The sequence below is a fragment of the Sphingobium sp. KKT206 genome (assembly GCF_055640555.1).
Window position 1 is genome coordinate 336,043 of record NZ_CM145765.1, and the last position, 13,082, is coordinate 349,124.

General features: G+C 61.0%; 7 protein-coding genes. 3 read left to right on the plus strand and 4 right to left on the minus strand.

The features are described 5' to 3' along the window. Positions 1-2: 2 nt before the first annotated feature. On the minus strand, positions 3-2,627 hold the full coding sequence (locus tag ACZ2HM_RS19590; RefSeq protein ID WP_470427282.1) for a glycoside hydrolase family 3 C-terminal domain-containing protein: 2,625 nt from the start codon (positions 2,625-2,627) through the stop codon (positions 3-5). 138 nt (positions 2,628-2,765) lie between these two features. Continuing rightward, the gene (locus ACZ2HM_RS19595) at positions 2,766-3,893 is read right to left on the minus strand and encodes a glycoside hydrolase family 43 protein (RefSeq protein ID WP_470427283.1); all 1,128 of its coding nucleotides are present in this window, start codon (positions 3,891-3,893) and stop codon (positions 2,766-2,768) included. A 150-nt stretch (positions 3,894-4,043) separates the two neighbouring features. On the opposite strand from ACZ2HM_RS19595, the gene ACZ2HM_RS19600 reads away from it, so the two are divergent. Then, positions 4,044-6,563: a glycoside hydrolase family 9 protein gene (locus ACZ2HM_RS19600; protein ID WP_470427284.1), complete on the plus strand. Its 2,520-nt coding sequence runs from the start codon at positions 4,044-4,046 to the stop codon at positions 6,561-6,563. Between the two features lie 20 nt (positions 6,564-6,583). Here the strand turns inward: ACZ2HM_RS19600 and ACZ2HM_RS19605 are convergent, their stop codons facing one another. Both ACZ2HM_RS19605 and ACZ2HM_RS19610 read right to left on the minus strand, forming a co-directional pair. After that, positions 6,584-8,128: a tryptophan halogenase family protein gene (locus ACZ2HM_RS19605; protein ID WP_069064146.1), complete on the minus strand. Its 1,545-nt coding sequence runs from the start codon at positions 8,126-8,128 to the stop codon at positions 6,584-6,586. 64 nt (positions 8,129-8,192) lie between these two features. Continuing rightward, positions 8,193-11,093, minus strand: a complete 2,901-nt coding sequence (locus tag ACZ2HM_RS19610; RefSeq protein WP_470427285.1) for a TonB-dependent receptor — start codon at positions 11,091-11,093, stop codon at positions 8,193-8,195. Positions 11,094-11,374: 281 nt separating this feature from the next. On the opposite strand from ACZ2HM_RS19610, the gene ACZ2HM_RS19615 reads away from it, so the two are divergent. After that, positions 11,375-12,058, plus strand: a complete 684-nt coding sequence (locus tag ACZ2HM_RS19615; protein ID WP_470427286.1) for a SapC family protein — start codon at positions 11,375-11,377, stop codon at positions 12,056-12,058. A gap of 3 nt (positions 12,059-12,061) precedes the next feature. Beyond that, positions 12,062-13,081 (plus strand): cupin-like domain-containing protein, encoded by a 1,020-nt coding sequence (locus ACZ2HM_RS19620; RefSeq protein WP_470427287.1) that lies wholly within the window; start codon positions 12,062-12,064, stop codon positions 13,079-13,081. Position 13,082 lies beyond the last annotated feature (1 nt).

Here is a 13,082-nt window from a genome sequence, read left to right on the forward strand (position 1 = left end):
TGTCATTTTGGCAGGTCGACCCTCTCGCGGATGGTGTAGCCGACGGTCTGGACCGGGCTGCCGGTGCCCGGCTGCCCGCCACCGATGCTCAATTGATAGTCGCCGGGGATGAGCGCGCGCACGCCATCCCGCGTGACGAAGCTCAAGTCGCGGGGCGACAAGGTGAAGGCGACTTCCTTCCCTTCGCCCGGCTTGAGCGAAACGCGGGCAAAGCCACGCAGGGCTGTGCGGGGTGCGCCATCGAAGCCGGGGGGCGTTACGTAAAGCTGGACGACATCATCGCCCGCCCGTGCGCCGCTATTGGTGACGACTGTGCGTACGGTCAGGCCGTCCTTGGCAATGGTGTCCGTCGCGCCCAATGTGGGTGCTGCATAGCTGAACTGTGTATAGCTGAGGCCGTGGCCGAACGGATAGACGGGCGTCCCCTTGAAATAGCGATAGGTGCGCCCGTCCATACCATAGTCGGTAAAGGGTGGGAGATCATCGACGCTCTTGTAGAAAGTGACGGGCAGGCGTCCGGCCGGATTGGTCTTTCCCGACAGGACATTGGCGACCGCCAACCCGCCCGACTGGCCGGGATACCAGGCCTCGACGATGGCCGAGGCATGATCCTTGGCCCAGGATAGATCGACCGCGCTGCCGTTCATGACAACCACGACCAGCGGTTTACCCAGCGCCTTGGCCTTTTCCAGAAAGGCGTGCTGATCGCTGGGCAGGTCGAGCGATGTCTTGTCGCCGCCGATAAAGCCCTCGATCTTGACCGGCATTTCCTCGCCCTCGATATCGGACGTCAGGCCGACGACGGCGACGATCACATCGGCATCCTTCGCGCCGTCCGCCAGGTCGCGATCGACATTGTCGGAAATGCGCTTCCAGAAGATGGTAGGGCTTGGCGCGATGCTGCTCTCCCCCTGGAGCCGGATGGCATAGCGCTGGCCCTTGGTCATGCGAACATCGGTCAGATCGAGCGGTTCGGCCCAGCGCGAATAGTCTTCGGCGCTGACCACGGCTTTGCCCTCGAGCGAGACGGTGCCTTTGACGCCCGTCAGCGCGACGCGATACAGCCCCGTTTCCGGCGCGACCAGATAGCCGGTCCAGACGACCTTATAGCGTTTCGACACCTGCTGGAATTCACTCGCGCGGGAAACGAGGCTTGTTTCTACGCGGGTCAGCACGGGCGTGGCTTCGAAATCAACATCCCCGCTGGCATTGAAATATTCGGCGCGCAGACCGGGCTTGCCGTCCGGGGTCAACAGCGCTGTGCCGGGAACAGGATCGCCATCGGTAATGGAGGGGCCAAAGGGGATGAGGGTGAGCGCAGAGCCGGGCATCGCCTGCCGGATGCCGTCGGCTACCGAAATGGGCGGAGCGCTGCGGGGCGAGGAATAATTGCCGCGCAAGACGCGCGTGGCGTCGGCCAGCGGGCCGGCCAGGGCAATCTTCGTTCCGGCCTTCAGCGGCAGGATGCCGTCATTCTTGAGCAGGACCAGGCTCTTTTCCGCCGAGGTCAGGGCAAGCGCCTGATGCTCCGCCGTCCCAATCCGATTGACCGGCATGGCATTGGGCTTGCGGGTCGAGAGGCCGGGGAGGTCGCCATTGCGATAGCGCGCGGAAAACAGCCGGACGAGCGCGGTGTCGATGTCGCTCATGCCGATATAGCCGCGCGCGAGCGAGGCTTTGTAGCGATCGCCCAGACCTGTCTGGCCATTGAGCGTCGCATTATTGCATTCGCTATCGACACCCTGGCGCAGTGCGACCGCGACACCGGTTGCGGCGTCGGGCGCAAATTTATGGTTGTCATATATGTCAACGACGGCGTCGCAATCGGACACGACATAGCCGGTAAAGCCCCATGCATCGCGCAGATAATCCTGCAACAACATAGGACTCCCGCAGGCGGGTTGGCCATCGACCCGGTTATAGGCGCACATGATCGACCCGGCCTTGCCCTCGACGATGGCGGCGCGGAAGGCGGGCAGGTAGCTGTCCTCCAGATCGCGCTTGGTCGCGAAGATATTGTCGGTGTGGCGGCTTGGTTCCGGCCCGCTATGGACGGCGAAATGCTTGGGTGTGGCGACGATGTCGGGCAGATCGGGATTGTCGCCCTGCATCCCCTGAATGAAGGCCACGCCGATCCGGGCCGTCAGGAACGGGTCTTCTCCATAGGTCTCCTGGCCGCGGCCCCATCGGGGATCGCGGAAGAGATTGATGTTGGGCGACCAGGTGTTGAGGCCCGTGCCGATCTTGCCGAGATGGCCGGTCTGGCGACCGAGTGTGTGAAGCGCCTGCACCTCCGTACTGATGGTGGCCGCAACCGTCTTGATCAGCGGCGCATCGAATGTCGCGGCGAGCCCGATCGGTTCTGGGAAATTGGTGGTCGGAACTGCGCCGATCGCGCCATGCAGCGATTCGGTCCACCAGTTATAGGCCGGGATTTTGAGCCGGGGGATGGCCGGTGCCACGTTGAGGAGTTGTTCGACTTTTTCGTCCAGCGTCAATTGATCAACGATGGCCCGCGCCTTGGCATCCGCCTCTTTCCAACTGTCATTGGCCATAGCCGCGCTATGCACAGTCAAGCCGGCCAGGATCATCGCGCCCGCAGCACAGCGTAGCAAAGATGCCTTCATCCTCATGTCTCCCTGAATGAGTCGTTGCGACGTCGGTCTTGTCGAAAAGGGCTGCGTGGCCCTTGGGCATTGTCGTCGCTCATGGCGTCGGCGCACAAGCAGCGGCCGGGGAAGCAATGGCTTCCCCGGCCGTAGTAATCACTGGGCTGCGCTCTTCGTCGCTGCGCCGCTTAGGATCGGGTTGATCGTGCGGATGCTGCCATCGTCATTATGATGCAGTTCGGTAACCTTGACGTTACGCAGGCGGGTTTGACCCGACAATTGTGTGTCGGCATAGAAAAGCCACCAGCGACCATTCCATTCGGCGATTGAATGATGGGTGGTCCAGCCTTCCACCGGTTCAAGGATGCGGCCCTTATAGGTGAAGGGACCATAGGGCGAATCGCCTACCGCATAGACCAGATAATGGGTGTCGCCGGTCGAATAGCTGAAATAATATTTGCCGTTAAATTTGTGCATCCACGATGCTTCGAAGAAACGGCGATCATGGTCGCCGCCCAGCAGAGGCTTGCCCTGTTCATCGACGATCTGCAACGGCCGCGGCGTTTCGGCGAATTCCAGCATGTCGCCGGTCATCTTGGCCACGCGGGGCAGCAGCGCGGGCTTGTCATCCTGTTCCAGGTCGGTCTTCGACCCGTTCGGATCATATTTGCCGTTGGCATAACGCTGCAACTGGCCGCCCCAGATGCCGCCGAAATACATATAGCTTGCGCCATCATCATCGGTGAAGACGGTGGGATCGATCGAATAGCTGCCTTTGATCGGCTGTGGCTGCGCCTTGAACGGCCCCATCGGATCCTTCGACGTTGCAACGCCGATGCGGAACACGCCTTCCTTGTCCTTGGCCGGGAAGTAGAGATAATAAGTGCCATTCTTACGCGCGGCGTCGGGTGCCCACATCTGGCGATCCGCCCACGGCACATCCTTGACGTCCAACGCCACTGGCCCGACCGTTACCGGCCCGCCGATCTTGTCCATCGACAGCACGCGATAGTCGCGCATCTCGAAATGGCTGCCAAGATCATCCTCGGCAGTTGGTCCGTCGATATCGTGGCTGGGGTAAACATAGATTTTGCCATCCCAGACATGGGCGGACGGGTCGGCGGTATAGATGTCCTTGACCAGCGGCTGGGACAGATATTTCGAAGCGTCTGCGGCATTGGCGGCTGGCGCCTGCGCATTGTCCGCGCTCTGCTGGCACCCGGCGGTCAACAAGGCCATCGCCAAGGGCAGGGTTCCGAGCAATATCCGTCGCGTCCGGGGCATCAGTCTCTCCTTCATGTTTCGATCATGAATAGCGCTATCATAAGCGCATGGCAATCAGCCTATTGGATATTGTGCCCATCTATAATCGCTGCGATATAAGGTGTGAGAATTGCGGCCCGGATGATGGTAGCGCAATCAAGGGAGAGAGACATGAAGCGTTTACGAGCCTCCTGCGTCGGGATTGCACTGCTGCTGAGCAGCACGGCGGCAATCGCGCAGACGCCGAGCGAACCCGCCTTGCAGTTGAACGAAAAGGGCTATTTCGAAGGCCCGGCGGTCAATGTTCTGGCCTTTTCCAACTGGTATGACGGCCTGTTTGCGGATGCAAAGATCAGCGGTATCGAAATCATCCAGCAGGGTATGCGCACCGCGACCAATGGCGACGTGCGCTTGTCGGCGACACCCGGACAATGGGATGCGATCGGTGCGCTGGTGGGTCGCAAGGTGGATGCCAAGGCCGGGGTCGTGGAAACGACGCTGCGTTATGCCGCCCATGATTGGCAATATGTCATTCGCGCCGAGCGGCGCGGGGGTACGGTCGAACTGAGCATCATTCTCGACAAGCCCGTGCCGCAGGCCTTGGCGGGCAAGGCCGGGTTCAACCTGGAATTACTGCCGTCGGCCTATTTCCACCATGCCTATATGGCGGACGAGCGAACCGGCACCTTCCCGATCTATCCTGCAAGCGCCATGGAGATGACAGCGGAGCGTAATGCGGCCAGCGGGCGGAGCGAAGGGCCGGGTGCCGAACCCCTGCCGATGGCCAGCGGTCGCCGCTTCGTCCTGGCACCGGAAGACCCCGCGCGCCGGATCAGCGTGAGCAGCGATCAGCCGATCGAGCTCTATGATGGACGCAATCAGGCGCAAAATGGCTGGTTCGTGTTGCGATCGATCCTGCCCGCAAACAAGACCGGTACGGTGCTGCAGTGGACAGTGAAGCCGCAGGCCGACCCCGATTGGCTGCGCACGCCGGTCATCGCGCATTCCCAGCTTGGCTATGCGCCCGATGGCCCCAAGATCGCCACGGTGGAACTGGATCGCAACGACAAGCGACGGCCACCGCTCAAATTGCTGCGCCTGGACGCCAACGGCGCGGCGGTGCCGGTGGCAACCGGGCCGCTGAAGCCCTGGGGCGACTATCTGCGTTATCATTATCTGCAACTCGATTTCAGCGCCGTTAAACAACCGGGACTCTATATGCTGGAATATGGCGATGTCCGCACCGCGCCGTTTCGCATCGCGCAGGATGTCTATGCCGATGCCTGGCATCCGACCAACGATGTCTATTTCCCGGTCGCGATGGACCATATGTCGGTCAATGAAGCCTATCGCAGCTGGCACGGCGATTCCCATCGCGACGATGCGCGTCAGGCACCGCTGAACCATGAACATATCGACCTGTACCGGCAGGGACCGACGACCGATACGCGCTTCAAGCCGGGCGAGCATATTCCGGGCCTCAACGTCGGCGGCTGGTATGATGCGGGCGATTTCGATATCCGCACCCAATCCCAATATCAGGTGGTGCGCTCGCTTGCCGATGCGGCGGAGCGGTATCGGCTGGATCGCGATACGGTAAGCGTCGACCAGGCGCGGCGGTATGTCGAAATGCATGTGCCCGACGGAAAGCCCGACATGGTGCAACAGGTGGCGCATGGCACCCTGCAATTGCTGGCGCAATTCGACGCGGTCGGCCATGCCATTCATGGCATCGTGGAGCCCGATGTCGCCCAATATACGCATTTGGGCGATGCAGTGAACAAGACCGATGGGCTGCCCTATGACCCGGCCTTGAAACCGGGCGAGGTTCGCAATGGGCGGAGCGGAACGCCGGACGATCGCTGGGCCTTCACCAGCAAATCATCGGCGCTCAACTATGGATCGATCGCAGGACTGGCGGCCGCCGTGCGGGTGTTGCGCGGGCAGGATGATGCGCTGGCGCAGCACGCGTTGGCAACTGCCGAGCGGGTCTGGCAGCAGGAACAGGGGCAGGCGCCCGATTTGTTCAGCCATGGCAACACCACCGGCGGGCCGCTTGATGCGGAGATGTTCGCGGCGGCGGTGGAACTGCTGCGCACCACCCGCAAGCCGGTCTATGCCGCCAAGGTGCAGGCGCTCTGGCCCGCCATCGAAAAGGGTTTTGGCTTCAACGCGCAGACGGCTGTCGCGGCGATTCCCTACATGCCCGCTTCCTATCGCACCGGGATGATCCCGGCGGTGCGCCGTTGGCAGGCGCAGAGCGTGGAGATGGCACGCGCCAACCCCTTCGCCGTCCCGATTACCACTGGCGGATGGGCGGGGTCAGGGACCGTCCTTGGCTATGCGCTGACGGTCGAGGCTTTGCATCGGGCCTTCCCTGATATTGTCGGGCCGGACGCGCTATTTCATGGCATGGCGTTCCTGACCGGCCACCATCCCGCGTCGGACATATCCTTCGTGTCGGGTGTCGGCACGATGTCGAAGGAAGTCGCCTATGGCAATAACCGGGCGGACTTTTCCTTCATCGCAGGCGGCGTCGTGCCGGGCATATTGGTGATCAAGCCGGACTTCCCCGAAAATCACGAGGATTGGCCCTATTTCTGGGGCCAGAATGAATATGTCATTCCTGAAGGCGCAGCGTGGATCGAACTGGCCAATGCGGCCAACCATCTGAGCAAGGGGACGCAGTAAGCGGTAACGGTTGCCGCCGGTCAGACCGGCGGCAGTCCGTGCGCGACGATCTTGTTGATCAGATCCCGGTGGCGGGGTAGCCCGGCGCATAATTTGTCGGTCAGCGCGGCGTTTTCACGGCGGGCGCGATCGGCCAGGCGATGATCCCGGCTGAGCGAGGCGGGATCGACTTCGGTATGATAGCCCATGCCGTACAGGACATATTGATAGCTGGCGGCCGGGAAGACCTCCTCCACGCGGTCGAACTCGTCATGGAACCAGGGGGACTGGTAGCGCCAGAGCAGCAGCAATTCCTTCAAGCGATCCGGTATGGTTTCATCGCGCACATTGTCGCGCCAGAAATCGCTGTCGGTGCGCTTTGTCAGCACATAATGGAGCTTGAGGAAGTCGATGATGCGGCCCCAGCGATAGTGGGTCGTCGCGTTGAAGCGCGAGGAGATGATGTCCATCACCTCGCGACAGGCGGGCATTTGTTCGGCAATGATCTTGGCCGACAATTCGATCAGCACGATCGCGGAGGCTTCGAGCGGTTCGAGGAAACCGGCGGCCAGGCCCACGGCCACGCAATTGCCTTTCCAGAAGGTTTCGCGATGGCCCGAACGGATCTTGATCTTGCGGGCATTCAGCCCATCGGCCGCCGGGCCGATATAGGCGCGCAGTTCGCGTTCGGCCTCTTCGTCGGAAATATGGCTGCTGGAAAAGACATGGCCGACGCCGCGGCGCGTCTGGATGCCGATGTCCCAGATCCAGCCTGATGTCTGCGCCGTCGAGATGGTGTGGGATGCCATAGGGCTATCCGGCCGCTCATAGGGCACTTGCATCGCCAATGCCGTATCGCAGAACAGGACGTCGTTGCAGTCCTTGAACGGCACCTTCATCGCGCCTTCGATCAGCAGCGCCTTGAAGCCGGTGCAATCGACGAACAGGTCGCCTTCGATCTCGCCTGCCTGAGCGGTCTGTATGGCGCGGATGTCGCCATTCTCGTGCATCAGCACCTGTTGGACATCCGCCAGTACATGGTGCACGCCCAGCGTTTCGCAGCAATGGCGTTGGATGAAAGGCGCGAATTTACCCGCGTCCAGATGATAGGCATAGTTGGCGAGGGCGTCATATTCGGCCGTCGCAATTGTTTTGGGGGCCAGGCCGTCGTCGCAGATGCGGCCCTGCGCGCTGACGCTGTCGCAAAAACTTTCGCCCTGATTGCTTGCCAGCCAATGCGGGGCAAGGTTCACCTGCCCGAAATTCTGCGGGAGCATGAGCGGATGATAATAGCCATCATCGACCGCGCCGGTGGTCCAGCCATCAAAGCGTGCGCCTTGTTTGAAAGCGGCGTCGCATTCGCGGAAGAAATCGGATTCCGACACGCCCATGCGCGATAGGGTGGTGCGGAGCGTCGGCCATGTTCCCTCTCCCACGCCGATGATCGGGGTGTTGGGGGATTCGACCAGAGTGACGCTGAAACCCTGGCCAATGCGGGTGCGATGGCGGGCCGCGATGATGCCAGCGGTCAACCAGCCGGCTGTCCCGCCGCCGACGATCACGATGTTGCGGACAGGATGAACCATAAGAGAGAAGTCACCATTAAAAAGGAGGGGATGTCAATCGACATCCCCTCCAGGGCGAGAACCGTTAGAAGCGGTAGCGTGCGCCCGCCGTGAAACGGCGGCCATACGCGTACACATCAAGCAACTGGTTGGAGAAGCGGCCATGGGTGCTGACCGTTTCGTTGGTGATGTTGAGCGCTTCGCCGAACAGGCTGAACCGTTCGGTCAGCTGGTAGCTGGTGCTCAAATCGATCTGCAGGCTGGAATTGACGAAGGTCGGTTCCGCGCCAAAGGCCGAGTTGTTCTGGGCCTGACCAAAGACCTGCAGATATTTGTCGCGCCAGTTGACGGCGGTACGGAACTGGAAGCCTTCCTTGTCATAGAAGGCGACAAGGTTGGCCGAGTTGGCAAGCCCGGTCACGGCAAAGCCGCTCTGCGACAAATTGGTTTCGTCATAGGGCTTGTTGGTTTCGACGAAGGTGGCGTTGGCGTTGAAGCCGAAGCCGCTGTCGCCGAAAACATGCTGCCATGCCAGTTCGACGCCTTTGATTGTGGCCGACGGTCCATTGACCCGCTGCGACACGGTAAAGACTGCAGGCGCGCCGGTGGTCGGATCAACGACGCCGTTGATCGTCTGCCGCTGAGTACCCGCAACCACGAAGTTCGTCACATCCTTGAGGAACAAATTGACGGAGGCGTAGGAATTGCGCTGGTAATACCATTCCATCGCGAGGTCGAAGTTATCGGCCAGATAGGGCTTCAGGTTGGGGTTGCCGCCCGTTGCCGTCAGGGCGCCGACGCGCTGGCCGACGCCAACGTTAAGAACCGGCGTAAGCGTATTCAGCGCCGGGCGTGTCAGCGTGCGCGAAGCGTCGAAACGCAGGTGCAGGCTGTCGGTCAGTTCCAGCTTCATGTCGAGGCTCGGCAGGAAGTAGGAATAACTGCTCTTCGTGGAGATAGGCTGAGATTCACCGAAGCCTACCGTGAGCAAAGTTGGATCAGCTGTGCTGCCTGTGATCGAGGTTGGCAATCGCCCAATGCCAGCCGATACGAGCTTCGTGATTTCTTCTCGCGCGCCTGCATTGAAGTAGAAGGGCATACCCGCGACATCGGCTTCGAAATTTACCCGAACATAGGCCGACCAGGTCTTCTCGCGCACATTCTGAACGCTGCCTGGGTCTAACAACAGATCAAACATACCGCGATAATTGAGCAGGCCGTTGTTAGGGTCGGTCGGGGGAGGATAGTTAAAGCCCGGCACATTCTGCGCATATGGATTGCCGAGGCCTTCCAGAATACGCTGATATTCCTTAGCGTCATATTTCAGCAGGCCGGGTGGCAGGACGCCGGAGAAGCCGGGGATGAAGTTGTTGGTGCCAATCACGCCCTGGATCAGGCTGGCGGGCATCAGAACACCACTGCCTTGACCGGACGGACCGCCATAGCCCGCATAAGCCTGCCAGAAGTTATTGGTGAAGGTGCTGCTGTTCTGGAGCGTGAATTCATCCTCCATATAGCGGCCACCGAACTTGATGGTCAGATTATCCTGTTCCCAGGTTGCGCCGAGGCGGAACTGCTTGATCTCGTCGCTGTTGACCTGCTGCTGCCGCACGGTGACGTGCGAGCCGATGATGGTCTGGTCCAGCCAACGCGAAGCATCGCCATTGGGGCCAAAGGCCGTCAGTTCCGGGAACGCCTTGCTGCTGTTACCGGACACGCGAATGCCGTTTGCAGTGCCCAGCGCGCCGCCATAGCCGATATCGCCATTTTCGCTGCTGATTTCACCATCCGGGTTCTGACGGCTCTTCGAATAACTGGCATCCGCCTCGATCTTGAGGTTGGACGTCGCGTCCCACACCATGTTCAAACCGATTTGGTTGGTTTCCAGCACACGGGTATCGGTGCCAGCGGTGAAATCGGTTGGCGATCCCTGTTGTACGAAGTCGATCGTCGTGCCGTTTTCATCCTGTTGGACATTACGCATTGAGTCCTGGTTGAACCAGACGCCGAAACCGGAAATGTCAGTGACAATCTTCTGTCGCGAATAATTGTCGTCCAGCGTCAGGACGATGTCGTCGGACGGTGCCCATTGCAGGGCGATGCGGCCGTCGATACGCTCATCCTTGGTATAGCGCTGATCGGCGCCATATTGCTGGCCGTACCAGCCGACAACAGTCTTACTGGCAGGAGTAGGATTGCAAACCGTCGCAGTGCTACCTGCCAACTGACAAGGATCGTACAGGCCGCCCTGCCAACCGGATACATAGACGCGGTTCACCTGCGTATCGCGGCGGGTGTAGATGCCGTCGATCAGGATGCCGAGCGTGTCATCGGCAAAGGTCTTGCTGAACAGGGCACCGACGGTCGGCACCACCTTGCCCGCATCGTCCTGGATCGAGCCAGCGGCACTGAACGCGACGCGCGTGCCGGGGCTGTCGAACGGCTTGGGGTAGGAGATGTTGACGGTCGCACCGATCGAGCTGCTCGACAGCGATACGTCAGGCGTCTTGAGCACGGCGAGCTGGCCGACGAAATCGGCACCGACCGAGGAGAAGTCGACCGAACGGCCACCGGTCGCGGTGGAGATGCGGCGACCATCGATCAGCGTTTCGTTGAAGTCGCCGCCGAAGCCGCGCACGGTGATGCCATCAGGTTCGCCGCGCGAACCGGACCGGTTGATCGACACGCCCGGAAGGCGTTGCAGCGATGCGGCGACGTTGGAATCCGGGAACTTGCCGATATCTTCCGCCGAAATGACGTCGACGACACCAGCCGAGTTACGCTTGATGTCTAGGTTGCGTTGCAGCGACCCACGGATGCCGGTGACGACGATGTCCGCTTCGCTGGCAGGGTTCGTGATGGTCGCCTGTTCGGCCACTTGCGCAACGGCCGGAAAGGCGATTGCCAGGGCCAAGCCGCTGGCTGTCGCCGCCAGGCTCTTGCGGCTGCGCTTCGCCAAACGAGCGCGATCGAAATCTGTCTTCATGATCCTCCCCTTACTCCCACTTCTTCTCGCCCGAACGTCGCGACACTATTGTCACGCACGATCACAGTTTCAGACTTTGGGGGGAGGGACCGTCGCACGAACGGATTTGATCCTCACCCAAGCCTTTTCTTTTCTAGGCGTAAATGGTAGCGCTATCGAAACGGGCGATCAAGCGAAATTGTATGTGTAAATATCGCCCCGTGTGATTAGGCGGTCGGACACGAAAAATGCGTCCAGACAGGGCGGCGGCAGCGTGAGAATGTGCCGCAGGAGGAGAGGGTATGGAATCGCTTCAGTTGCTCAATAATGTGGCGCACGCCGGTTTGCGGATGCGGGCACCGGACCATGGATCTGGTCCGTTCGTGCGAATCGTCGTTGGTGAAATCCTGGCCGCTGCCGCTGCCTGCCCGATTCTTTTTTCCAAACATGCCGAGACGGGCCGATTCTATCTGGGGGCGCTAACCGGGTTGAAGCCTGGCGAGCATCTGGTGGATTCGCCCGATGATCGTCCCGCCTTTCGGGCGCTGGAGGCGGATCGCGAAGGCTTCTTCACGGCCGAGGAGAATATCGCCTTCGACCCGGATCATCCCCGCTTTGCATCCGGCGATGGTGACCCGTTGTTCGATGCGGAAGGGAAGCCCACCCTACAATTGCGCGTCGTCCAACAGGCGCTAAGCCGCCTGGTTGCGGGGATGGAGGCGACCGAAGCCTTCATCGCCGCCTTGCTTGCGCACCAGCTGATCGAGCCGATCGACATCGCGCTCAGCTTTGATGATGGGGAGACGGTGCGGCTGGATGGGCTCTATACGGTGAGCCTCGATAGTCTCGATGATCTGGACGATGTGGCCGTTATGATGCTGTTTCGATCCGGGCATCTGCGCCTTGCCTACGCCATCGCCGGATCGCTGCAGCATATAAGCCTGATGGCGCGTCGGCGGAACGACAGGCTGGGACGGTTCGGCTGACCGATGGCCAGTGCCGCTGTCCCGACCCTGGAACGAACCGCTACCGAGATCGGGGGTGTCGAAGGTTTGCGACATTTGGCGCAGGCGTGCCACCCCATTGTGATTCGGGGAGTCTGTAGCGACTGGCCTGCGATGCAGATGGGCACGCAAAGCGATGACGCCGTGCTTGCCTATCTGGCGCGATTCGACAGCGGATCGACAGCGGAATATTTCGCTGGTCCGCCAAATTTATGTGGGCGCTATCATTATGGCGATGGGCCTGGCGGCTTCAACTTTTCCAGGGAAACCATCGCCGTGCGGCAAGCGATCGCGCGTATCGCCGCCAACGCGCAGGATGCGGGCGAGACCGGCTATCTGGGTTCGCTGCCGACCGATCATCATTTCCCCGGTTTCGCCGAGGCGAATCCATGCGCGTTGTTGCCGCCGAACGTCCGCCCCCGGATATGGCTGGGCAATGCCTCGACCGTTGCCTGCCATTATGACACCTATGATAATCTGGCCTGCGCAGTAGCCGGGCGGCGACGCTTCACCCTCTATCCGCCCGATGCGATCGGCGATCTCTATGTCGGGCCGATCGACCATACATTGTCGGGCCAGCCGATATCGCTGGCCACGGGGGCGGCGAGCGACGATCCGCAATATCCTCGCTTTGCGGCCGCGCGAGCGAGGGCCGTTATGGTGGACCTCGACCCCGGAGACGCGCTCTACCTCCCCAAATTATGGTGGCATCAGGTCGAGGCGCTCGATCCCGTCAACATTCTGGTCAATTACTGGTGGGATGGTTTCAGCGCCGGGCCGGATGCGCCGCACACCGCCATGCTGCTCGCCATGATCGCCATTGCCGAACGGCCAGCGGCCGAGCGGGACGCCTGGCGCGCCTATTTCGACCATTATGTCTTTCGCCCCGACGGCCATCCTTTGGCCCATATGCCGGACGGGCAGCATGGGGTGTTGGGGCCGCTAGGCCAAGGAAATTATGGGCGGATCCGTGCCCTGGTGATGCGCCTGTTGCGCGGACAATGAC